A 23,120-nucleotide genomic window follows, 5' to 3' on the forward strand; every position below is an offset into this window, starting at 1 on the left:
TTACACCTTCGCCACAAGTGGGCGACCAAGCAGGCCCTGGGGACGGAAAATCAGAATCACCACCAGCAGGGAGAAACTGAACACGTCTTTGTAGTCAGAGTTGATCAACCCCGAGAACAACGACTCGGAGATACCGAGGATGATCCCGCCCAACATCGCCCCAGGCAGGGAGCCGATGCCGCCGAGTACCGCTGCGGTAAATGCCTTGATGCCGATGATGAAGCCGGCATAGAAGTCGAAGGTGCCGTAGTTGAGGGTGATGAGCACGCCGGCCAATGCAGCCATGGCGGCACCGATGACGAACACGTAGGAGATCACCCGGTCGGTGTTGATGCCGAGGATCGACGCCATCTTGCGGTCTTGCTGGGTCGCGCGGCACATGCGGCCGAGCTTGGTGTACTTGATCACGTAGGTCAGCAGGGCCATGCCGGCGAAGGCGGCGACCAGGATGAAGACCTTGGTATACGTGAGCTGGACGAACCCGCTGCCGATGTCGACACGCCAGGCCCCGGCCAGCAGGGTAGGAATACCTTGTTGCTTGGCGCCCTGGGCGATCTGCGCGTAGTTCTGCAGGATCAGGGAGATGCCGATGGCGCTGATCAGCGGTGCCAGTCGGGTGGAGTTGCGCAGCGGTTTGTAGGCGACACGCTCGATGACCCAACCGTAAACGCCAGTGACGACCACGGTGAAGATCAAGGTGCCGAGAATGAGCAGCGGGAAGGATTCGATGCCGAAGTAAGCCAGCAGTGCCAGACTGATCGCCGCGAGGTAAGCGGAAATCATATAAACCTCGCCGTGGGCGAAGTTGATCATGCCAATGATGCCATAGACCATTGTGTAGCCGATGGCGATCAGGCCATAGACCGACCCGAGGGTCAGGCCGTTGACCAGTTGCTGCAGGAAAATACCATCCATAACGCAATCTCACGCGGTGAGCACCTGCACACCGGTGGGTGTGCGGCGCTTCTGGAGGAAAAAACAGAGTCGTTGCTGGACACGATGCAGTTGGCAACCTCGATTCCCTGTGGGAGCTGGCTTGCCTGCGATAGCGGGTTCACATTCAACACAGGTGTCGACTGTCAGTCCGTCATCGCGGGCAAGCCCGGCTCCCACAGGGGCTCTGTGGTGCCTGCGTGGTCGCGTTAATGCTTACTTCTGTTTTTCCAGCTGATGGTATTTGCCGTCTTTATCCCACTGGTAAACCACGTAGTCGGAGATTTTCAGGTCGCCCTTGGAATCCCAGGCTTTTTCGCCCATGACGGTTTTTACCGGGTGAGCCTTGAGCCACTTGGCGGCATCTTCACCCTTGTTGGACTTGGCACCGTTGAAGCCGGCGGCCAGGGCCTGGACCGACGCGTAGGCGTACAGGGTGTAGCCTTCTGGCTCGGTACCGTTCTTACGGAACTCTTCCACCACCGCCTTGCTGTCTGGCAGCAGGCGCGGGTCAGCGCCGAAGGTCATGTACACGCCATCGACGTATTGCTTGCCGCCAGCGGTGGCCACCAGTTCGTCGGTCACAACACCGTCATCGGACATGAACTTCACGTCTTTCAGACCGGCTTCACGGATCTGGCGAACCAGTGGACCGGCTTCCGGGTGCAGGCCGCCGAAGTACACGACGTCGGCACCGGTGGAGCGGATCTTGGTGACCAGGGCGCTGAAGTCCTTCTCGCCACGGGTCAGGCCTTCTTCCAGCACTGGCTTGACGCCGCGCTTGGTCAACTGGGCAGCGGTAGCGTCAGCCAAGCCTTTGCCGTAGGTGTCCTTGTCGTTGATCACGGCGACTTTCTTGCCCTTGAGCACGTCGACGATGTAGTCGCCGGCAACGATGCCTTGCTGGTCGTCACGGCCGCACATGCGGAACATGGCGCCCAGGCCACGCTCGGTCACTTGTGGGTTGGTGGAACCTGGGGTGATCGCGATGATGCCCGCTTCGTCATACACCTCGGACGCCGGGATGGTGTTGGAGGAGCAGAAGTGGCCGACCACGCCGATCACTTTGTCCTGGTCTGCCAGGCGGTTGGCCACAGCCACGGCCTGCTTGGGTTCGCAGGCATCGTCGCCGGCAACCAGCACGATTTTCTCACCGTTGATGCCGCCGGCCTTGTTGATCACATCGGCTGCCGCTTGGGCACCCTTCATGTACTGCTCACCGAAAGCGGCGTTGGCACCGGTCATCGGCCCCGCTACGCCAATCTTCACATCAGCTTGAACAAACGCAGAAACACCCAGCGCCGCTGCAACGGCGAGGGCCAGAAAACCTTTCTTGTAAAACGTCTGGGACATGAGTGGTGCTCCGATATTTTTGATTTTTGGCACGACAACTTGCGTTCAAACTTTTCACTGAAAGCCCAGAGCAAGGCGCGTGCCATTACGTTTTTATTCTTCAAAAAGACACGGTGTCATTGTTATTGCAGGCGTTTCGCCTCCATTCGCCAGGACGTGCAACCCTCTAGCATCAGAAGGTGCAACCAATGGATCCAAAAAGTACAACCTCGGCAGGTCGCACCTGCAACCAAAGCTATAAACGACAGTTCCTACAGCTGTAACAGACCGCGTAACGGAACTGCACATTTACAGTGCGTGATTGCTACGACTTGCACCAATACAGATTAGTAGCCTGCTAAGAAAATGCAGGCTTCTGAGCGGTATTTCGCTGATCAGATAACGATCCTCAAGCATTGCCCAGCGTGATACAGCGAGAATCCTGCTTCATAAAGACAGCTGCGCAGTCCCACCCCGGCCAACGGCTGCATAGGCGCGAATGGGATCGGCAACGCCTGGGGATTCTGGTGACACAGGTAGTCGGCAAACGCCTTGCCGACCACGCTGCCGGTGGTCACGCCACGCCCGTTATAGCCCGTTACTGCCACGAGGCCAGGGGCGGGCTCGAACAGGCGCATCAAGTGATCCGGGGTGAAGGCGATGCAGCCGGTCCAGGTGAATTCCCACTGCACCGATTTGAGGTACGGGAAGTAATGCTGCTGCACCCGATCGGCCCACGCCTTGAGGAACCATGCCGGTTTCTGGTTGCCATTGCCCAGGCTGCCGAGCAACAGGCGGCCATCGGCATCACGGCGGATGCTGCTCAGCACCTGGCGCGTGTCCCAGGAGCCCTGGCCACCGGGCAGGATCTGTTTGGCGGCGTCGTCCGTCAGCGGAGCCGACGCGACCTGATAGTAGTAACCGGGGAAAAAATTGCGCCGCAGTTCGGTCCATTCGCCTTCGGTGTAGGCATTGGAGGCGATCACCACCTGTGCAGCCTGCACTGAACCCTGGGCGGTCTGCACCGACCAGTGCGCGCCTTGGCGTTCAAGCTGGGTGACGGGAGAATGGTCGAATAACTGCCCGCCCAGACCGACCGCCGCGTTGGCCAAGCCACTGGTATAGGCCATCGGGTTCAGTGTGCCGGCGCGCCGGTCCAGCAAGGCGGCAGCGATTTTCCGGGTACCGGTGGCCTGCTCGCAAGCCTGGCCGGTGAGCAGTTCCACCGGTGCGCCACGACGCTTCCATTGTTCTTCGCGACTGCGTAAATCCGCCTCGCCACGGGCGTTGTGCGCCATGTGCAAGGTGCCTTCACGGCGCAGTTGGCAATCGATGGTGTATTTGTCGATCAGGCTGAACACCAGCGACGGTGCCGCGCCCAACATGCGGTTGAGCTGGCTGCCCACCGCCTCGCCAAAACCGGCTTCGATGTCGTCCGGCGGGATCCACATGCCGGCGTTGACCAGCCCGACGTTGCGCCCCGAACCACCATGCCCGGTGCGATGAGCCTCCAGCACGGCGACGCTTTTACCCTGCTCCAGCAAATGAATGGCTGCCGAAAGGCCCGTGATCCCGGCGCCGATCACACACACATCGACCTTGACCTCACCCTTGAGCGCCGCACGATCCGGCCGGCCAGGGGTGAGGTGCTCCCACAAACATGTTTCGCGTAGTGCCATTGCCAGACTCCGGGATGAAACCTAACAAACAACTGTTATTTTGAATTGCAAACCCAATCAAATGTGGGAGCTGGCTTGCCTGCGATGCAGGCACCTCGGTGTATCAGGTACCCCATGGTGATGCTATCGCAGGCAGGCCAGCTCCCACATTGACCGCGCTTCGACTTGAAGAATCAGTCGAAAGTAATGCCCTGGGCCAGCGGCAATTCCAACGAGTAGTTCACGGTGTTGGTCTGGCGACGCATGTACCCGCGCCACGCATCCGAACCCGACTCACGCCCGCCGCCGGTCTCTTTCTCACCGCCAAACGCGCCGCCGATTTCCGCGCCGCTCGGGCCGATGTTGACGTTGGCGATGCCACAGTCACTGCCGACCGCCGACATGAACTGCTCGGCTTCACGCACGTCGGTGGTGAAGATGCACGATGACAAGCCTTGCGGCACGGCATTGTTCAGGCGCAGGGCTTCGGCGAAGTCGGTGTAGCCCACCACGTAGAGAATCGGCGCAAACGTCTCGGTGCACACCACATCACTTTGCTCGGGCATTTCCACAATCGCCGGCGACACGTAATAAGCGTTGGGGAATGTGTCTTCCAGTTGGCGCTTGCCGCCGAACACCTTGCCGCCTTCGCTCAAGGCTTGCTCCAGGGCGTCCTGCATGTTGTCGAAGCCATGCTTGTCGATCAGCGGGCCGATCAGGTTGCCTTCCAGCGGGTGGCCGATGCGCACCTTGGAATAGGCGGCCTTGAGGCGGGTGACGATTTCATCCTTGACCGATTCATGGGCGATCAGGCGGCGCAGCGTGGTGCAACGCTGGCCGGCAGTGCCGACGGCGCTGAACAGGATGGCGCGCACGGCCATGTCCAGGTCGGCACTTGGGCCGAGGATCATCGCGTTGTTGCCGCCCAGCTCAAGGATGCTGCGGGCAAAACGTGCGGCGACTTTCGGCGCCACTTCGCGGCCCATGCGCGTGCTGCCGGTGGCGCTGATCAGGGCGACGCGCGGATCATCCACCAGCGCGGCACCGGCATCGCGACCGCCGATGATCACCTGGCTCAGGTACTCGGGGGCGCCGTCGAATTTCTTCAGCACGCGCTCGAACAGCGCCTGGCAGGCCAGGGCGGTGAGCGGGGTCTTTTCCGACGGTTTCCAGATCACGGCGTTGCCGCACACCAGGGCCAGGGCGGTGTTCCACGCCCACACGGCCACCGGGAAGTTGAAGGCGCTGATCACGCCGACCACGCCCAGCGGGTGCCAGGTTTCACGCATGTGGTGGCCCGGACGCTCAGAGGCGATGGTCAAACCGTACAGCTGGCGCGACAGCCCGACAGCGAAGTCGCAGATGTCGATCATTTCCTGCACTTCGCCCAGGCCTTCCTGGGTGATCTTGCCGGCTTCCCAGGACACCAGTTCACCCAGGTCCGCCTTGTATTCGCGCAATACATCGCCAAATTGGCGCACCAGTTCGCCACGGCGCGGGGCCGGCACCTTGCGCCAGGCGTCGAATGCATGCTCGGCGCGACTGACCTGCTGCTCCACCTCGGCGGCACCTTCCCAGTGCACGCTGCCGATGCGGCTGCCATCAATCGGCGAATGCACGGGCTGTTTGCCCGACTGGTACAGCGCCGAGTTTACCCCGAGACGATCAAGCAATGCGGCAACCATGGGTCACTCCTTCAATCTACAAACAGAAAAATTGCGCCGCCACCGACACGGCGATCCAGACCTTATTTTTAGCTGGCCCAAGACTTGCCAACAAACGACGATTAGGCGAGATATCATTCCGTTTATTCATGCAAAGAATAAAAAGAGGCGTGCCGTGCTGAACAAAAGACATTTGCCCTCGATCACTGCCCTGCAGTGTTTCGAAGCCGCCACCCGCCACTTGAGCTTCACCCGCGCCGCCGAGGAGCTGAACCTCACGCAGAGCGCGGTGAGCAAACAGGTGGCGCAACTGGAAGAACTGCTGCAACACCTGCTGTTTCGCCGGGTGCGTCGGCGCTTGCAGATGACCCCGGCAGGCGACCTGTACCTGGTGGAAGTGCGCAAGATCCTCACCCAGGTGGAGATGTCCACCCATTACCTGCGCTCCTACGGCGGCGAAACCGAAGTGCTGCGCGTGTCCACGCCCTACACCTTCGGCGCGCGCTGGCTGGTGCCGCGCCTCAAGGGCTGGCGCCTGCGTCATCCGCAGATCCATTTGGACCTGTGCAACGAGCAGGAGCCGGACGAGTTGCTGCAAGGCAAGGCCGACATGGCCTTCTACTTCGGCCAGGGCTCACGGCCGGGCACCGAAAGCCTCAAATTGTTCAGCGAAGCGTTGGTGCCGGTGTGCGCGCCAGAAAGCCTGCCGGCGCAGCCGTTCACCGATCCCACGCAACTGAGCGACCTGGTGCTGCTGCAAAACGCTTCGCGTCCCCAGGGCTGGCACGACTGGTTTGCCAGCCAGGGCTTCCACACCGAGCATAGTTATCACGGGCCACGCTTCGACACCTTCTATATGTGCATTCGGGCCGCGCAGGTGGGCTGTGGCGTGGCGTTGTTGCCGCGCTTTCTGGTGGAAGAAGAGTTGGCCGAAGGCAAGTTGGTCATTCCCTGGCAGCATGCAATGCCGAGCCAGGATGCGTATTACCTGGCCTACCCCGAACATTCGGCGGAGGTGCCCAAGGTGCGTGAATTTGTGAAGTGGATGATGGAGCAGGTGCTTTAGCGCCTGGAGAATCGCCTTCGCGAGCAAGCCCGCTCCCACACTTGAAATGCATTCCAAAGGTGGGAGCGGGCTTGCTCGCGAAGGCGTCGGTAGCTCCAGCGCAAAAAATCACTGGCAAAACCCCACAGGTCTATGCGCCACTAGCCCCCTTCCTCAATTGTGCGTAAAGGTCGGCGCCCATCGCCGACCCGTCTGGAGATTCCCGTTATGAGCGAGAGTGTGTTTGCCGATCGCATCGTGCAGAACTTGCTCGACACCGACTTCTACAAGCTGACCATGATGCAGGCGGTGCTGCACAACTACCCCAACGTGGAAGTTGAATGGGAGTTTCGTTGCCGTAACAGCGAAGACCTGCGCCCGTACCTGGCGGAGATCCGCTACCAGATCGAGCGCCTCGCCGAGCTGAGCCTGAGCCCGGACCAGTTGGGTTTCCTGGAACGCATCAGCTTTATGAAGCCGGACTTCTTGCGCTTCCTCGGGCTGTTCCGCTTCAACCTGCGCTACGTGCAGACCGGCATCGAGAACGGTGAGTTGTTCATCCGCCTGCGCGGGCCGTGGCTGCATGTGATCCTGTTTGAAGTGCCGATGCTGGCTATCGTCAGCGAAGTGCGTAACCGCTATCGCTACCAGACCGTGATCCTCGAACAGGCCCGCGAGCAGCTGTACCGCAAGTTCGACTGGCTGACCGCCAACGCCAGCAGCGACGAGCTGTCCGAGCTGCAAGTGGCTGACTTCGGCACGCGTCGGCGCTTCTCGTACCGTGTGCAGGAAGAAGTGGTCAGCGTGCTCAAGCATGACTTCCCCGGGCGCTTCGTCGGCACCAGCAACGTGCACCTGGCGCGCGAGTTCGACATGAAGCCGCTGGGCACCATGGCCCACGAATGGATCATGGCCCACCAGCAACTCGGCCCGCGCCTGATCGACAGCCAGATCGCCGCGCTCGACTGCTGGGTCCGCGAATACCGTGGCCTTTTGGGTATCGCCCTGACCGACTGCATCACCACCGACGCGTTCCTGGGCGACTTCGACCTGTACTTCGCCAAGCTGTTCGACGGCCTGCGCCATGACTCCGGCGATCCCGTGCAATGGGCAGAAAAAGCCATTGCCCACTACCACAAGCTCGGCATCGAGCCGATGAGCAAGACCCTGGTGTTCTCCGACAGCCTGTCGTTGCCCAAGGCCCTGGAGATATTCCGCGCCTTGCGGGGTCGGATCAATGTGAGCTTTGGCATCGGCACCAACCTGACCTGTGACATTCCAGGTGTCGAGCCGATGAGCATCGTGCTTAAAATGACCGCCTGCAATGGCCAGCCCGTCGCGAAGATCTCCGATGAAGCGGGCAAGACCCACTGCACCGACCCGAATTTCGTCGCCTATTTGCGTCATGTTTTCAAAGTACCTGCCATCTCTAGCAAGGAGTGAATCATGCAAGCCGTACAGCGTGAGATTGCTGAACAGCTCAAGGTCCAAGCACCGTTCAACGACCAGGCGGCCCTTGAGGCCGAGGTTGCCCGCCGCGTGACCTTTATCCAGGACTGCCTGCGCAATTCCGGGCTCAAGGCGTTGGTGCTGGGCATCAGCGGTGGCGTCGATTCCCTGACCGCAGGCCTGTTGGCCCAACGTGCGATGCAGGAACTGCGCGCCAGCACCGGCGATGAGGCCTACCGTTTTATCGCCGTGCGCCTGCCGTACGAAACCCAGTTCGATGAGATCGACGCCCAGGCGTCGGTGGACTTTATCGAGCCGGACGAGCGCCACACCGTGAACATCGGCCCGGCGGTGAAAGCCCTGGCCAATGAAGTGGCGGCATTTGAAGGCAAGGCCGCGGTGTCCCGCGACTTCGTACTGGGCAACACCAAGGCACGCATGCGCATGGTGGCGCAGTACACCATCGCTGGCGCGGCCGGTGGCCTGGTGATCGGTACCGACCATGCGGCGGAAGCGGTGATGGGGTTTTTCACCAAGTTCGGTGACGGCGCGTGCGACCTGGCGCCGTTGAGCGGCCTGGTGAAGAACCAGGTGCGTGCGATTGCGCGGCACTTTGGCGCGCCGGAATCGTTGGTGGAGAAGATTCCGACTGCCGACCTCGAAGACCTGTCGCCGGGCAAGCCGGACGAAGCGTCACATGGCGTGACCTACGCCGAGATCGATGCATTCCTGCACGGCGAGCCGGTGCGTGAGGAAGCGTTCAAGATTATCTGCGACACCTACCGCAAGACCGAGCACAAGCGGGTCATGCCGTTTGCGCCGTGAGGTGAACCAGATAGGCTTGTGCTGACTGTTAGACCGCTATCGCAGGCAAGCCAGCTCCCACAGTTGACTGAGTTCCAGCATGAGAATGCGCTTGAATGTGGGAGCTGGCTTGCCTGCGATGAACGATGACTCAGTTCAACTGAACGCCCACAAAAAAGCGCCCCTCGAGGCGCTTTTTTTCGATCGAAATCGGCTTACTTGACGGTCACAGTGCCTTTCATCATCGAGATGTGGCCTGGGAACGAGCAGAAGAACGCGTAGTCAGTCCCGGCTGCCAGCTTCGACACATCGAAGGTCACCGAATCTTTCTCGCCAGCCCCGATGATCTTGGTGTGGGCGATGATGCGGTCATCACCGGGTTTCAGGTAGTCCTTGTCGATACCGGCAGTCATGCCGTCGGAGGCAACCGGCTGCATGTTGGCGGCGCTGGTCAGCACCCAGTTATGGCCCATGACGTTTTTCGGCAGGTTGCCGGAGTGAGTCAGCTCGACGGTGAATGTCTTGCAGCTCTTGTCGATTTCAATGGCTTTGGTGTTGAAGGACATTTGGTCAGTGGAGTCGACAGTGACCTTGCACTCTGCAGCAAGCAACTGGCCGCTCGCCAGAGTCAGCAGGGAAACAGCAACGAGTTTGGCAAACATGTGAATCTCCAAGGCAGGGTTTAGAAAACGCGTATTGCGACAAAGGGTGCCTGAAGCAGGCATGAATTCTTATGATCTGAATCAACAGATTGTATACAACTTTAGGCTATCAGACTTATCAACACAATCTACCAGCCAAAGTACTGCCACCTGCCTATGATCGGCCCATCACCCACTGGAGTCCGAGCCATGCACCTCAATCAACTGTTCAACGGCCTGCTGGCCGCTTACGCCTGCGGTAAGTGAAGGCCAAGCGCACCTTGAAGCTGCTACCATGTCGTCCCAAGGCAGCTGCGCGCCGCCACCCTCACCTTCGACCCTAGAGGATCGCCCATGGCCAAACCTAATTACTCCTTCGCCAAACGTCAGAGAGACTTGGCCAAGGAACAGAAGAAAGAGGAAAAACTGCAACGCAAGAAAGCCGCTGCAGATGAAGAAGCCGGCGCACTGAACCCGGATGCCGATGGTGAAGTAACGAGCGACGAGCCCGAAACACCAAAGGATCCGGCTGAATAATTTCCTTTGTGCTGAGCCGGCTCACCCGGCTCGGCACAATCAATCGCTATTCCAGCGGCATCACCGTCACCCGTACCTCCGGGTCATGGCTCCCTCCCCCCAGAATCACTCCTCGCAACGGCGACACATCGGAAAAGTCCCGGCCCCAGGCCAGGGTGATGTGCTCCAGTGCCGGCTGCACATTGTTCGTCGGATCAAAATCCACCCAGCCTGAAACCGGGCAATACACCGACACCCACGCATGGGACGCATCGGCGCCGATCAGCCGTGGCTGGCCGGGCGGTGGCTGGGTGAGCAGATAACCGCTGATATAGCGCGCCGCCAGGCCGCGCGAACGCAGGCAGGCGAGCATCAAGTGGGCGAAGTCCTGGCATACACCGCGTCGGCGCTCCAGCACTTCCACCAGCGGGGTAGCCACCTGGGTAGCTTCGGCATCGAAGGTGAACTCGCTGAAGATCTTTTCCATCAACGCCTGCACGCCCAACAACAAGGGTTCGCCAGGGGGGAAACAGCTTTCGGAGAACTCAACGAAGGTTTTCTTCAGGTGCACGTAGGGTGATTCGAACCGGTAGCGGCAGGCTTCGATCAGCTGCGGCGACATGGCCTGGCTGCTGTAGGTCAGGCTGTCGCGGGTTTGGTCCCAGGCCGGCGACTGCTGGAAGTCCAGCATTGGCCGCGCCAGCACTTCCACGGTCAGCCCGGCATTCACCAGCAGTTCATCATGGGGCCGCTCGAACGCCAGGCGGGTGATGGGATTACCGAACACATCCAACTCATCGCGGCGCGACGTCGGTTCCGGGCTGATATCCAGCTGTTGCGAGCTGCAGCGCTGCCAGGCGCACGGCCGCGGCCACAGGTGCGCCAACTGTTGGGCCAGGGACACCGGGCTGTCGTAGTGGTAATGGGTATCGTGGAAAATCTGGTAGCGCGCACTCATCACACCGACACCGTTTGCTGGCTGACATCATCCACATGGGCAAAATGGCGCAAGGCCAGGCGGTCCGACACTTGCCCACTCTCATCGGCGACTGCTTGCAGCAGGTCCGCCAGGCCGTCCAACGCGGCACGCACGCTGGCCTCACCAAACAACGGGTTCTCCAGGCAGCCCAGGTCGAATCGCGCCAGGCGCTCCACCAACGGGCCGAGACCGGTTTCCCGTGGCACACCAAAGTCGTCATTGAGACGCCGCAGGGTGCGGCTCACCAACTTGAGCTGGAACAACACCGCATGGGGATTCTGCTCGTCCAGCAACAGCAGGTCGAGGACCGGGATCAACTGCGGCACCGCCAGGTAGCGCGAGCGATAGGTAATGCTGCTGTTGCCCAGCTCCAGCAACCACTCCAGCCCGGCCTGATCGAACACCGCCACGCCACGCAGGAATGCGGCGAGGCTGCTGCTCAGAAACTGCAGCCGCTCGATGCGCCGGCCCATCATCAAGAAACGCCAGCCTTCGTCGCGGGTCATGTCGTCCAGGGCAAACCCGGACAACGCCGCCAGGGACATCACCAGGCGGTTGAGGAAATCCAGTAACTCGCCAAAGTCCGGGGTGTCGCGTTCCAGCTCCATGGCTTCGCGTTGCAGCTCCACCAGGGCCTGCCAGTTCTCCCGGGACAACTTGCCGCGCACCTGGGATGCCGCCCACTGCAAGCGTTGCAGGTTGGCGCGCAGGCTCGACGGCCAGTCATCGCCGAGCAGTGCCGCCAGCAGGCGTTCGGGCAACTCGCCCTCTTCCGGCAGCAGTCGCAGGTTTTCGCCCAGCTCGACCGCCGCCTGCAAGGCCAGCGGGTCGTCGCCATCCACATAACGCGCCAGCACGATACGCAGCCAGCGCGCGCTGTCATCGCAGCGCTCGCAATAACGCCCGAACCAGAACAGGTTTTCCACCACGCGGGACGGCAGGTAGGGATCGCGACGCACCAGGTCATGGGCGCCAATCGCCCGCTGTGCGCGCCAGTGCTCGCCACCGGCGGCGCGTTCGCCGAGCACCCAGGTGTCCTTGCTGGCGCCGCCACGTTGCATTGACACCACTTCGGCATCGGCTTCCGCCGCTACACGCGTCAGGCCGCCGGGCAGCACGCGGTAACCCTCGTCACTCGCCACGGCGTATACGCGCATGCCAATCGCGCGGTGTTGCAGGTGGTCATCCACGGTGTGCCACACCGGCGCCTGGGACAGTTGCGCCAGTTCCTGGGCAACATAAGCGTAGGGGCGCGCGCGCATGCGTTCGGCCAGGGCCTGGCGCTGTTCGTCGTCCAGGTCACGGCCAAATACCGGCGCAAAACTCTGCGACGGAAACGCCGGCTTGATCAGCAACTCCGGCAGTTTCTCCAGCGCTTCAGCGAGTACCGGCGCTTCACCGCACCACCAGGTGGCGATGGACGGCAAGATCAATGCTTCGCCAAACAAGAACTCGTTGATCTTCGGCAAAAAGCCCAGCAGACCGGGGGACTCCAGCACGCCGCTGCCCAGGGCATTGGCCACCAGCACATTGCCTTGGCGCACCGCGTCCAACAGGCCGGGCACGCCGAGGGCGGAGTCGGTGCGCAGTTCCAGCGGGTCGCAGAAGTCGTCATCCAGGCGCCGCATGATCGCGTGCACCCGGCGCAGGCCGCTGAGGGTTTTCAGGAATACCGTGCTGTCGCGCACCGTGAGATCACCGCCTTCTACCAGCGGGTAGCCGAGCTGGCGGGCGAGGTAGAGGTGTTCGAAATAGCTTTCGTTGAACCGGCCCGGCGTGAGCAGCACGATCAGCGGCGGCTGGTTATCACCGGGCGCCTGGCGGGCCAGGGTTTCCTGCAAGGTGCGGAAAAAACCGGTGAGGTGCTGGACCTGCAAATCCCGGTAAAGATCCGGGAACGCCCGGGACACAATGGTGCGGTTCTCCAACGCATAACCGGCACCGGAAGGCGCCTGGGTGCGGTCGGCGGTGACCCACCAACGGCCATCCGGCGTGCGCGCCAGGTCCACGGCGTACAGGTGCAGGAACGCTCCGTCCGGCGGCTGGATGCCCTGGCACGGCCACAGGAAGTTGTTATGGCCGAACACCAGCTCGGCGGGCAGCAAGCCTTCCTTGATCAGGCGCTGCGGACCGTACAGGTCGGCGAGCACGGCGTTGAGCAGGCGCGCACGCTGGGCGATCCCCGCCGACAGCTGCTGCCATTCATCGGCGGCCAGCACATGGGGCAGCAGGTCCAGTTCCCACGGGCGGTCGGCGCCCTTTGGGTCGGCGTAGACGTTGTAGGTCACGCCGTTTTCCTGGATCTGTCGGGTCAGCAACGCCTGGCGCTGGGCCAGTTGGGCAGGCGTGCTGCGTTGCAGGTGGTCGAGCAGGCGCTGCCAATGGGCACGTACCGCGCCGCTGTCGTCCAGCAATTCGTGATAAGTGCCCGCGGTCAGCGGGTAACGGTCGAGCAAGTCGGACATGGAACGCTCGGCAGAGGCAAGGGGGCTCAGATTAACTCAACAAACACTGCAAATCCCCTGTAGCCCCCGGCTTTTGTGGTGAGCGGGCTTGCCCCGCGCGAGGCAAGCTCGCTCACCACAAAAGCTAGCGTCCACAGGGGATCGCATTCAGTCATTTTTATTGGGGAAACGACGTAGATCCAGGGTCATCGGCAATTCGTCGTTAATGACAACCGTCGGCACCTCGAGCTTCCCCGGGCTATGCCCCAACCGGAAAAAACGCGCCATGCGCCGGCTCTCCGCCTCGTTGGCATTCACCGGCAAGCTGTCGTAATTGCGCCCGCCCGGATGGGCAACATGGTACTGGCAGCCGCCCAGCGAGCGTTGCATCCAGGTATCCAACACGTCGAACACCAACGGCGCATGCACGGCGATGGTCGGTTGCAGGCAGTTGGCCGGTTGCCACGCGCGGTAACGCACGCCGGCCACGAACTCCCCGACTCGCCCGGTAGCGTGCAGTGGCACTGGGATTCCGTTGCAGGTCAGCAGGTAGCGTTGCGGTGGCAGCCCGGTCAATTTGACTTGCAGGCGCTCCAGGGACGAATCCACATAACGCACCGTGCCGCCCACCGCGCCCTCTTCGCCCAGCACATGCCAGGGTTCCAGGGCCTGGCGAAGTTCCAGTTCGATACCACTGACGGCGTAATCGCCCACCTTGGGGAAACGGAATTCCAGGTGCGCGGCGAACCATTCGGCGCGCAGCGGGTAGCCGGCCGCGTTGAGTTCGACGATCACGTCGGCAAAGTCCTGCTCGATAAAGTGCGGCAACAGGAAACGATCGTGCAGTTCGGTGCCCCAGCGCGCGAGCTTCGGCGGCGCATAGGGCTCGCGCCAGAAGCGTGCGACCAAGGCGCGCAGCAACAGTTGTTGGGTCAGGCTCATGCGCGCATGGGGCGGCATTTCAAATGCACGCAACTCCAGCAGGCCCAGGCGGCCGGTGGCGCCGTCGGGCGAGTAGAGTTTGTCGATGCAGAATTCGGCGCGGTGGGTGTTGCCGGTCACGTCAATCAGCAAGTTGCGCAGCAGGCGGTCCACCAACCATGGCGGGCATTCTTCACCGGGCTCGGGCATTTGCGCGAAGGCGATTTCCAGCTCGTACAACGCATCGTTGCGTGCCTCGTCCACCCGTGGCGCCTGTGAAGTCGGGCCGATGAACAGGCCGGAGAACAGGTAGGACAACGACGGGTGGTTGTGCCAGTAGCTGATCAGGCTACGCAGCAAGTCGGGCCGGCGCAGGAACGGCGAGTCCTTGGGTGTCGCACCACCGAGCACAAAGTGGTTACCGCCACCGGTGCCGGTATGGCGCCCGTCGATCATGAATTTCTCAGTGGTCAGGCGGGTTTGCCGGGCCTCTTCGTAGAGGAACTCGGTGCGTTCCACCAACTCGTCCCAACTGGCGGACGGCTGCACGTTGACCTCGATCACGCCGGGGTCCGGCGTGACGCGGAAGTTGCTCAGGCGCGTGTCCGCTGGCGGTTCATAGCCTTCCAGCAATACCGGACAGTGCAGTTCTTCGGCTGTCGCCTCAATGGCGGCCACCAATTCCAGATAGTCCTCGACACGCTCAAGGGGCGGCATAAACAGGTAGAGGCGCCCTTCCCGCGCCTCGGCACACAGCGCGGTGCGGGTCAGCCAGTCGGCGGACTCGTCGACCTTGGGCACGCGTTCATCAACCGGCGCAGGGTCGCCGTGGCTTTGCAGTTGGGAGGTGGTCGGCAGCTCCGGCTGGTCCTGGTTAGGGTCCGTCGGGTGCACAAATGGGTACTCGGCCGCCGTCACCCAAGGCTGCGAGGCCAGTGGCAGACGATAACCCAGGGGCGAATCCCCCGGCACCAGGCGGCAATGGTTGTCACGCAGGTACCAGCGCCCGCTTTGCCAGCGGTCATTGGCCGCCGTGCGCGCCAGCGGCAGCACTTGGCCGATGATTTTATCCAGGCCCTGGGCGAACACTTTGCGCAGGCGTTCGCGCTCCAGGTCGTCGCTCAGGCGTGGGTCTTGGGCGGTGACGTTTTGCGGCAGCGCACCTTCGCGCCACAGGTAGTAGAAGTTGTCTTCAAAGGCCGGGAACACAAAGCGTGCCGGCAGTTTCAGGCGCTCAGCGACGCTGGCCAGGAAACGCCCGGCCAGGGCGCCATCCGCGCCATAGTCCTGTTGTTCATCGGCGATCAACGCGCTGTTGTGCCAGATCGGCACGCCATCGCGGCGCCAGTAGCAATTGAGCGACCAGCGTGGCAGTTGCTCGCCGGGGTACCACTTGCCCTGGCCGAAGTGCACCAGGCCCTTGGGCGCGTAGTGCTTGCGCATGCGCTGGAACAGCTCGGCGGACAGGCGGCGCTTATCCGGCCCGAGCGCGGCGGTATTCCACTCGGCGCCGTCGGGGTCGTCGATGGACACAAACGTCGGCTCGCCGCCCATGGTCAGGCGCACGTCGTCCTTGAGCAGGTCGCCGTCAATCTGCCGACCCAGGGCCTGGATCGCCAGCCATTGTTCTTCGGTGTAAGGCTTGGTGACCCGTGGGGCTTCCCAAATCCGCTCGACCGACATTTCGTGGGTGAACTCACACTCGCACGGTTCCACCAGCCCACTGATCGGGGCGGCAGACGAGGGATCGGGACTACACGCCAACGGAATATGCCCTTCACCCGCGAACAGCCCGGAGGTGGCGTCCAGGCCGATCCAACCGGCGCCGGGCAAATACACTTCGCACCAGGCGTGCAGGTCGGTGAAGTCCACTTCGGTGCCGGACGGGCCATCGAGGGCTTTGACGTCGGCGGTCAACTGGATCAGATAGCCAGACACAAACCGTGCTGCCAAACCCAGGTTGCGCAGCAACTGCACCAGCAACCAGGCCGAGTCGCGGCAGGAGCCGGAGGCATTTTCCAGAGTGAACTCCGGGGTTTGCACGCCCGGCTCCATACGGATCAGGTAGCCAATATCAGCCGCCAGGCGCTGGTTGAGCCCCACTAGGAAGTCCACCGCCGGCAGTGGCGTGCGGTCGATACCCGCCAGGTACGCGGCGAACTTCGGCGTCAGCGGCAGGGTTTCCAGGTACGGCGCCAGTTCGCGTTGCTCATCGGCGGCGTAGCGGAAGGGGATTTTTTCGGCGTAGGGCTCAAGGAAAAAGTCGAAGGGGTTGAACACGGCCATTTCGGCGACCAGGTCGACCTCGATGCGCAACTCATCCGTTTTTTCCGGAAACACCAAGCGCGCCAGGTAATTACCCTGGGGGTCTTGCTGCCAATTGATGAAATGCTGCTCGGGCAGCACTTTCAGCGCGTAGGACAGAATCCGCGTCCGACTATGGGCCGCCGGGCGCAACCGCACGATCTGTGGGCCGAGTTCGACAGCGCGGTCATAGCGGTAATGCGTAACGTGGTGCAACGCGACATGAATCGACACGGCGGCCTCCTGCGAGCCAGGGCATGGACACAAAGCGCGCAAGACTTATGCCAGAGCGGCGGTCATTGCGCTTTATCGTAAGACCCGTTGCAGTACAGCACCAAAACGGCGCCAACGGGGGCGCCGTGGTGCAAGTGACGCACATATTTGTGGCGCGGATGTGAGGGTGGGTGGGGAATCTACCCAATCAGCCGGTTTTGCGCTTGGCGATCGCGGCTTGGCGCAGGTGGCGGATCTCAAGCAGCTTCTGGCGCATTTCGCGATGGCGCTTGCTGTTGAGCAGCAACAATCCAAGCAGCGGGAAGAGCACAGCCGAGCCATAGACCAGCGTGTGCAGGTCGTATTGAATCATTGGCAGTACGAACAACAGGCAAGCGCCGAGATAGCCCGCCACCAGTTTCGTCGCCCACGGATAGCCGCGCGCGATCATGACGTTGCCAAATACCAGCACCGCGACCAGCATCAGGATCGCAGCGCCCGAACAGCCGGATTTAAGCGCGGGATCAGTGTCGCGCAAATAGGTTACGCCCGCCGTGGAAACCGCAGCGGAGCCGGAAAAGATCGCCATGAAAATCGTGCCCATGAACACGGGGAAATAGCGCGCGAAAAAACCGGTTATCGACGGCGACTCCTTCACATGCGGCTACTCGACCCAACGGTTGATTTGACAGATTGCCGAATGCGACGGATTCCCACCAGTTTTGCACGCATCTCTCGTTGAACCTTGCTGTTAAGTATCAACAATCCAAGGAACGGGAATAACAGCGCCAACCCATAGAGAACTTTATGAGGCTGGTACTGAAGCATTGGGACGACAAACAGTAGACAGGCGACGTAGATGCCGACCATCACCCACACCCAGGAGGGTCGGCCCCGCAAAATCATAAAGTTGCTATGGACCGTCAACAGAATGAGCAGCGCCCCGGCAGACATGATCTTGAGCCCCACTTGAGCAATGGGCGCATCACGAAAATAGGTGATGAACGCCAGCGCCACAGCCAACGCCAAAGAAAAACACGCAGCAAATACGCCGCCCATAAACGTCAGAAAGTATTGCCTGAAAAAGTCGCGTAGCGTCATTAACTCGTTCATTCGTTTATTTCCTCGTACAACCCAATCGCGATGGTATTGACGTTTCCGGAGTAAGCACTCCCGCCAAATCCTATGGTTGCGCCGAGGACGTCTTTGATCTGGGTAGTGGTGCTGTGCTTGAGCTGCGTAGGGGTGAAACGCTTGGTGAGCTCGCCCGACGCCTGCCTCAATTTGATCATCTTCGCGGTCAAGCTGGGATGGTTGATGCTCAGCAGTTCTTTCGTCAGCTTGGCTCTTTCCTGGCGATTCAAACCGCGAAGCACATCACGCAGGCTCTTGCCCGTCGATGCTTTGGCGGCCCTGACCAGCTTGACCGTCGTCAGGGCCGAAGCGCCCACACCTGCTAGTGATACGGCGTCCAGCACGATGGACGCATTCTGGTACCAGCCTTCACTGTCGAGCGAATCCTTGACCTCAGGTTTGGCGACTTCCAGCGCTGTTCGGGCAATGCCGTTGAAGCACTGAAGCGTACTCGCGCCGGCAGCCGCATACCCCACTACAACGATGACGGAACTGGCGCCAGCGCTGAAAGGCACCAGAATGGTCCCGCTGGCGATCGCAGCCCAACTGATGACCGCCCCCAAGCAGGAGATTCCGGTATTCACGGCTTCGCCAATCAGTCGCGACTCTCGAGGATTGCTCACGACATGTTGAGCAAACTGCGTTGGCGCAATGTACTTCTGCGCTTCACGCAAAATGATGCGCTTGGGCTTGATGCTGCAGATGGGCTTGAATTCGCGCAGGGTAATGACGTTGAAGTCAGCGTCGATATACACCACGCCTGCGCCGACAATTCCGGGGTCGGCGTCGATGGCCGCAAACAGGCGCGGCAGGTTGATCTGGCTTTCGATGCGCTGGCGCGCCATGAACTGCGAGCGGTTGGAGTCCATGCCGATGCCGGCAAGGGGGTTGCCCATGGGGTGTTCTTCCTTGAAATGGGTGGTGACTGAACTGACGCCTTCGCGAGCAAGCCCGCTCCCACATTTTGATTTGCGAATACATTCAAGTGTGGGAGCGGGCTTGCTCGCGAAGGCGATTTAATGGTCGCCACCTTAGCAAACAGGCTCGCCACCGAATAGAAAGCAAAACGCCAGCACAAGGCTGGCGTTTTACATGTTCAGGCTGCGATCAACGCGGCACTACCGGCTTGCACGCAGGCTTGCCGCCCTTGCCCTTGGCCGCATCGGCGCGTTCCTTGGCGGCCTGCTTGTTGCGCGCCTGGGCCGCGGCCTTGGCTTGCTCACGCTTGTCCCACGGGTTGCTGCCGTCGCTGCCACGCGGCGGCAGCCCGGTGTGCTGGGTGAGAATTTTCGTGGTGGTTTCCTTGGCGACCTTGTGGCTGCCGGCCGGCGTCGAGTTCTTGCGACGCGCGCTCTGGTAGCTGTCGGTGCTCGGCTGGTGCAGCGGGATCAACTGGTCCTTGCCCGGCCCGATCAGGTCGGCACGGCCCATGCGGGTCAAGGCTTCACGCAGCATCGGCCAGCCCTTCGGGTCGTGGTAACGCAGGAAGGCCTTGTGCAGACGGCGCTGCTCTTCGCTCTTGACGATGGTCACCGCGTCGCTCTTGTAGGTGACCTTGCGCAGCGGGTTCTTGCCCGAGTGGTACATTGCGGTGGCGGTGGCCATCGGCGACGGGTAGAACGCCTGCACCTGGTCGGCGCGGAAGCCGTTGCCCTTGAGCCACAGGGCCAGGTTCATCATGTCTTCATCGGTGGTGCCGGGGTGGGCGGCGATGAAGTAAGGAATCAGGTACTGCTCCTTGCCCGCTTCCTTGGTGTACTTCTCGAACATGCGCTTGAACTTGTCATAGCTGCCAATGCCCGGCTTCATCATCTGGTTGAGCGGACCTTCCTCGGTGTGTTCCGGGGCGATCTTGAGGTAGCCACCGACGTGGTGGGTCACCAGCTCCTTGACGTATTCCGGCGATTCGACGGCCAGGTCATAGCGCAGGCCGGAAGCGATCAGGATCTTCTTCACACCCGGCAACGCACGGGCGCTGCGGTACAGCTGGATCAGCGACGAGTGGTCGGTGTTCAGGTTCGGGCAGATGCCAGGGAACACGCACGACGGCTTGCGGCACGCGGATTCGATCTCCGGGCTCTTGCAGGCGATGCGGTACATGTTCGCGGTCGGGCCACCGAGGTCGGAGATCACGCCGGTAAAGCCCGGGACCTTGTCGCGGATCTCTTCGATCTCGCGAATGATCGACTCTTCGGAACGGTTCTGGATGATGCGGCCTTCGTGCTCGGTGATCGAGCAGAAGGTGCAGCCGCCGAAGCAGCCGCGCATGATGTTCACCGAAAAGCGGATCATGTCGTAGGCCGGAATTTTTTCCTTGCCATACGCCGGGTGCGGGACACGGGCGTAAGGCATGCCGAACACGTAGTCCATTTCTTCGGTGGTCATCGGAATGGGCGGCGGGTTGAACCACACGTCCACTTCACCGTGCTTCTGCACCAGGGCACGGGCGTTGCCTGGGTTGGTTTCCAGGTGCAACACGCGGTTGGCGTGGGCGTAGAGCACCGCGTCGCCACGGACTTTTTCCACCGAAGGCAGGCGGATCACGGTCTTGTCGCGGGTCATCTTCGGGCTGGCCAGGATCTGCACGACCTTGGCTTCTTCCGGATCGTCCTGCGGCCCCTTTTCCTGCTCGATAGCGCAGGCTTGGGTGTCCTGGGTATTCACGTACGGGTTGATGATCTTGTCGATCTTGCCCGGACGGTCGATACGCGTGGAGTCCACTTCATACCAGCCCACCGGCGTATCACGACGGATGAACGCGGTGCCGCGCACATCGGTGATGTCTTCGATCTTGTGGCCCCACGACAGGCGCTGGGCCACTTCGACGATGGCGCGCTCGGCGTTGCCATACAGCAGGATATCGGCGGTGGCGTCGATCAGGATCGAGTTGCGCACGCGGTCCTGCCAGTAGTCGTAGTGGGCGATGCGGCGCAGGGACGCCTCGATGCCGCCGAGTACGATCGGCACGTTCTTGTAGGCTTCCTTGCAACGCTGGCTGTACACCAGGCTCGCGCGGTCCGGGCGTTTGCCGGCCATGCCGCCAGGCGTGTAGGCGTCGTCGGAACGGATTTTCTTGTCGGCGGTGTAGCGGTTGATCATTGAGTCCATGTTGCCGGCCGCGACACCGAAGAACAGGTTCGGCTCGCCGAGCTTCATGAAGTCGTCTTTGGATTGCCAGTTCGGCTGCGCAATGATCCCGACGCGAAAGCCCTGGGACTCCAGCAGCCGGCCGATGATCGCCATGCCGAATGACGGGTGGTCTACATAGGCATCACCGGTGACGATGATGATGTCGCAGGAATCCCAGCCAAGCTGATCCATCTCCTCCCTGCTCATCGGCAGGAATGGCGCTGGACCGAAACATTCGGCCCAGTACTTGGGATAGTCAAATAACGGCTTGGCTGTTTGCATGACGGTGACCGGTGTTGAGATGAAAAATCGCGGGCGCGGAATATAGCACAAATTTTGACCAATTCCGACGGTAATGGTCGGAATTGTGATGACGCCATCGCAGGCAAGCCAGCTCCCACACTTGAATGTATTCACACATCAGTGTGGGGGCTGGCTTGCCTGCGATGAGGCCCTTACAGGCGCTGGGACTTACTCGTCGTCGTCGAAGTTGTAGCTGCCCGGCGCAAGGTTTTCGAAGCGCGTGTACTTGCCGATAAACGCCAGGCGGATAAACCCGATCGGGCCGTTCCGCTGCTTGCCGATAATGATCTCGGCAATACCTTTGTGCTCGGTTTCGGGGTGATACACCTCGTCGCGGTACACGAACATGATCACGTCAGCATCCTGCTCGATCGCTCCGGATTCCCGCAAGTCGGAGTTCACCGGGCGCTTGTTGGGACGTTGCTCCAGGGAGCGGTTGAGCTGGGACAGGGCCACTACCGGGCAGTTGAATTCCTTGGCCAGGGCCTTGAGAGACCGGGAAATCTCGGAAATCTCGTTGGTACGGCTGTCGCCACTGGAGCCGGGGATCTGCATCAACTGCAGGTAGTCGATCATGATCAGCGCGATGTCGCCGTGCTCACGCGCCAGGCGACGGGTACGTGCACGCATTTCCGAGGGGCTGATACCCGCGGTGTCATCGATGAACAGCTTGCGGTCGTTGAGCAGGTTGACGGCCGAGGTCAGGCGCGGCCAGTCGTCGTCTTCCAGCTGGCCGGAACGCACCTTAGTCTGGTCGATACGCCCCAGGGACGAGAGCATCCGCATGATCAGCGATTCACCTGGCATCTCCAGGGAGTACACCAGCACCGTCTTGTCGCTGCGCAGCACGGCGTTTTCCACCAGGTTCATCGCAAAGGTGGTTTTACCCATGGATGGACGGCCGGCGACGATGATCAAGTCGGAGGGCTGCAGGCCGCTGGTCTTCTCGTCCAGATCGGCATAACCGGTGGAAATACCGGTGATAGCCGCATCGGTGTTGAACAGCGTGTCGATACGGTCGATGGCCTTGGTCAACAGCTCGTTGACGCCTACCGGGCCACCGGTTTTAGGCCGCGCCTCGGCGATCTGGAAGATCTGGCGTTCGGCCTCATCGAGGATTTCTTCGGCCGTGCGCCCTTCGGGGTTGAAGGCGCTGTCGGCGATCTCGGTGCTGATGCCGATCAATTGGCGCAACGTGGCCCGCTGGCGAACGATCTGGGCATAGGCCTTGATGTTGGCGACGGACGGCGTGTTTTTTGCCAACTCGCCCAGGTAGCCGAGGCCGCCGACCTGGGAGGTCTGGCCTTCCTTGTCCAACTGCTCGGCCAGCGTCACCACGTCGATCGGCGAGTTCTGGTCGGCCAACTTGGCGATGGCGCGAAAGATCAGGCGGTGGTCATGGCGATAGAAGTCACCGTCCGAGACTTGATCCAGCACGCGTTCCCAGGCGTTGTTGTCCAGCATCAAACCACCGAGCACGGCCTGTTCGGCCTCGATGGAATGCGGCGGCACCTTCAGGGCAGCGGTTTGCAGATCGTATTGCTCAGGAGCTGAAATATCGTTCATGGCCACTTGAAATTAGGGGTGTGTAGAAAAACAAAAGGCACGACCTGTAAACAGGATCGTGCCCGATGTTAACTGGCTGGCACGC

General features: G+C 61.3%; 17 protein-coding genes. 4 read left to right on the forward strand and 13 right to left on the reverse strand.

Annotation, left to right across the window (positions count from 1 at the left end; all coding sequences use genetic code 11):
- The 4 genes from CWC48_RS07650 to CWC48_RS07670 form a co-directional block, all read right to left on the reverse strand.
- A complete protein-coding gene (locus CWC48_RS07650; RefSeq protein ID WP_010213575.1) occupies positions 1 to 915 on the reverse strand; it encodes a branched-chain amino acid ABC transporter permease in 915 nt (304 codons plus the stop codon).
- A gap of 234 nt (positions 916 to 1,149) precedes the next feature.
- A complete protein-coding gene (locus CWC48_RS07660; RefSeq protein WP_078046622.1) occupies positions 1,150 to 2,286 on the reverse strand; it encodes a branched-chain amino acid ABC transporter substrate-binding protein in 1,137 nt (378 codons plus the stop codon).
- 374 nt (positions 2,287 to 2,660) lie between these two features.
- Positions 2,661 to 3,944, reverse strand: a complete 1,284-nt coding sequence (locus tag CWC48_RS07665) for an FAD-binding oxidoreductase (protein ID WP_078046621.1) — start codon at positions 3,942 to 3,944, stop codon at positions 2,661 to 2,663.
- Between the two features lie 173 nt (positions 3,945 to 4,117).
- Entirely contained in the window at positions 4,118 to 5,608 is a 1,491-nt protein-coding gene (locus CWC48_RS07670; RefSeq protein WP_100491612.1) for an aldehyde dehydrogenase family protein, read from the reverse strand.
- Positions 5,609 to 5,762: 154 nt separating this feature from the next.
- Here CWC48_RS07670 and CWC48_RS07675 point away from each other — a divergent pair, with 154 nt between their 5' ends.
- From CWC48_RS07675 to nadE, 3 genes are all read left to right on the forward strand, one after another.
- On the forward strand, positions 5,763 to 6,653 hold the full coding sequence (locus CWC48_RS07675; protein ID WP_099493497.1) for a LysR family transcriptional regulator: 891 nt from the start codon (positions 5,763 to 5,765) through the stop codon (positions 6,651 to 6,653).
- Between the two features lie 207 nt (positions 6,654 to 6,860).
- Positions 6,861 to 8,075 carry a nicotinate phosphoribosyltransferase gene (pncB, locus tag CWC48_RS07680; RefSeq protein ID WP_012721934.1) on the forward strand — a complete coding sequence of 405 codons (1,215 nt, stop codon included), beginning with the start codon at positions 6,861 to 6,863 and terminating at the stop codon, positions 8,073 to 8,075.
- A gap of 3 nt (positions 8,076 to 8,078) precedes the next feature.
- Positions 8,079 to 8,906: an ammonia-dependent NAD(+) synthetase gene (gene nadE / locus CWC48_RS07685; protein ID WP_078046618.1), complete on the forward strand. Its 828-nt coding sequence runs from the start codon at positions 8,079 to 8,081 to the stop codon at positions 8,904 to 8,906.
- Between the two features lie 194 nt (positions 8,907 to 9,100).
- Here nadE and azu read toward each other — a convergent pair whose 3' ends face one another.
- Entirely contained in the window at positions 9,101 to 9,547 is a 447-nt protein-coding gene (gene azu, locus CWC48_RS07690; RefSeq protein WP_100491613.1) for an azurin, read from the reverse strand.
- A 333-nt stretch (positions 9,548 to 9,880) separates the two neighbouring features.
- On the opposite strand from azu, the gene CWC48_RS07695 reads away from it, so the two are divergent.
- Positions 9,881 to 10,063, forward strand: a complete 183-nt coding sequence (locus CWC48_RS07695; protein WP_100491614.1) for a hypothetical protein — start codon at positions 9,881 to 9,883, stop codon at positions 10,061 to 10,063.
- 46 nt (positions 10,064 to 10,109) lie between these two features.
- On the opposite strand, the gene CWC48_RS07700 is transcribed toward CWC48_RS07695, so the two are convergent.
- The 8 genes from CWC48_RS07700 to dnaB form a co-directional block, all read right to left on the reverse strand.
- Positions 10,110 to 11,000 carry a transglutaminase family protein gene (locus tag CWC48_RS07700; RefSeq protein ID WP_078046616.1) on the reverse strand — a complete coding sequence of 297 codons (891 nt, stop codon included), beginning with the start codon at positions 10,998 to 11,000 and terminating at the stop codon, positions 10,110 to 10,112.
- Positions 11,000 to 13,486: a circularly permuted type 2 ATP-grasp protein gene (locus CWC48_RS07705; RefSeq protein WP_100491615.1), complete on the reverse strand. Its 2,487-nt coding sequence runs from the start codon at positions 13,484 to 13,486 to the stop codon at positions 11,000 to 11,002. The genes CWC48_RS07700 and CWC48_RS07705 overlap by 1 nt, the downstream gene beginning before the upstream one ends.
- Positions 13,487 to 13,633: 147 nt before the next feature.
- A complete protein-coding gene (locus CWC48_RS07710) occupies positions 13,634 to 16,924 on the reverse strand; it encodes a DUF2126 domain-containing protein (RefSeq protein WP_100491616.1) in 3,291 nt (1,096 codons plus the stop codon).
- Positions 16,925 to 17,111: 187 nt separating this feature from the next.
- Positions 17,112 to 17,507, reverse strand: a complete 396-nt coding sequence (locus tag CWC48_RS07715) for a hypothetical protein (RefSeq protein WP_050587826.1) — start codon at positions 17,505 to 17,507, stop codon at positions 17,112 to 17,114.
- Between the two features lie 50 nt (positions 17,508 to 17,557).
- Positions 17,558 to 18,016 carry a hypothetical protein gene (locus CWC48_RS07720; RefSeq protein WP_100491617.1) on the reverse strand — a complete coding sequence of 153 codons (459 nt, stop codon included), beginning with the start codon at positions 18,014 to 18,016 and terminating at the stop codon, positions 17,558 to 17,560.
- Positions 18,013 to 18,933, reverse strand: a complete 921-nt coding sequence (locus tag CWC48_RS07725; protein WP_100491618.1) for an NAD synthetase — start codon at positions 18,931 to 18,933, stop codon at positions 18,013 to 18,015. The genes CWC48_RS07720 and CWC48_RS07725 overlap by 4 nt, the downstream gene beginning before the upstream one ends.
- 211 nt (positions 18,934 to 19,144) lie before the next feature.
- Complete coding sequence (locus CWC48_RS07730) at positions 19,145 to 21,448, reverse strand: YgiQ family radical SAM protein (protein ID WP_100491619.1); 2,304 nt, start codon at positions 21,446 to 21,448, stop codon at positions 19,145 to 19,147.
- 189 nt (positions 21,449 to 21,637) lie between these two features.
- A complete protein-coding gene (gene dnaB, locus CWC48_RS07735) occupies positions 21,638 to 23,035 on the reverse strand; it encodes a replicative DNA helicase (protein WP_025857358.1) in 1,398 nt (465 codons plus the stop codon).
- Between the last annotated feature and the right edge of the window lie 85 nt (positions 23,036 to 23,120).

The organism is Pseudomonas sp. S10E 269 (assembly GCF_002798465.1).
Taxonomy (GTDB): domain Bacteria; phylum Pseudomonadota; class Gammaproteobacteria; order Pseudomonadales; family Pseudomonadaceae; genus Aquipseudomonas; species Aquipseudomonas pergaminensis.

What these genes read in the sequence shown, in the direction of transcription:
- CWC48_RS07650 (WP_010213575.1), bottom strand. Translation starts at nt 915, where the DNA reads ATGGATGGTATTTTCCTGCAGCAACTGGTCAACGGCCTGACCCTCGGG.
- CWC48_RS07660 (WP_078046622.1), bottom strand. Translation starts at nt 2,286, where the DNA reads ATGTCCCAGACGTTTTACAAGAAAGGTTTTCTGGCCCTCGCCGTTGCA.
- CWC48_RS07665 (WP_078046621.1), bottom strand. Translation starts at nt 3,944, where the DNA reads ATGGCACTACGCGAAACATGTTTGTGGGAGCACCTCACCCCTGGCCGG.
- CWC48_RS07670 (WP_100491612.1), bottom strand. Translation starts at nt 5,608, where the DNA reads ATGGTTGCCGCATTGCTTGATCGTCTCGGGGTAAACTCGGCGCTGTAC.
- pncB (WP_012721934.1), top strand. Translation starts at nt 6,861, where the DNA reads ATGAGCGAGAGTGTGTTTGCCGATCGCATCGTGCAGAACTTGCTCGAC.
- nadE (WP_078046618.1), top strand. Translation starts at nt 8,079, where the DNA reads ATGCAAGCCGTACAGCGTGAGATTGCTGAACAGCTCAAGGTCCAAGCA.
- azu (WP_100491613.1), bottom strand. Translation starts at nt 9,547, where the DNA reads ATGTTTGCCAAACTCGTTGCTGTTTCCCTGCTGACTCTGGCGAGCGGC.
- CWC48_RS07695 (WP_100491614.1), top strand. Translation starts at nt 9,881, where the DNA reads ATGGCCAAACCTAATTACTCCTTCGCCAAACGTCAGAGAGACTTGGCC.
- CWC48_RS07700 (WP_078046616.1), bottom strand. Translation starts at nt 11,000, where the DNA reads ATGAGTGCGCGCTACCAGATTTTCCACGATACCCATTACCACTACGAC.
- CWC48_RS07705 (WP_100491615.1), bottom strand. Translation starts at nt 13,486, where the DNA reads ATGTCCGACTTGCTCGACCGTTACCCGCTGACCGCGGGCACTTATCAC.
- CWC48_RS07715 (WP_050587826.1), bottom strand. Translation starts at nt 17,507, where the DNA reads ATGGGCACGATTTTCATGGCGATCTTTTCCGGCTCCGCTGCGGTTTCC.
- CWC48_RS07720 (WP_100491617.1), bottom strand. Translation starts at nt 18,016, where the DNA reads ATGAACGAGTTAATGACGCTACGCGACTTTTTCAGGCAATACTTTCTG.
- CWC48_RS07725 (WP_100491618.1), bottom strand. Translation starts at nt 18,933, where the DNA reads ATGGGCAACCCCCTTGCCGGCATCGGCATGGACTCCAACCGCTCGCAG.
- CWC48_RS07730 (WP_100491619.1), bottom strand. Translation starts at nt 21,448, where the DNA reads ATGCAAACAGCCAAGCCGTTATTTGACTATCCCAAGTACTGGGCCGAA.
- dnaB (WP_025857358.1), bottom strand. Translation starts at nt 23,035, where the DNA reads ATGAACGATATTTCAGCTCCTGAGCAATACGATCTGCAAACCGCTGCC.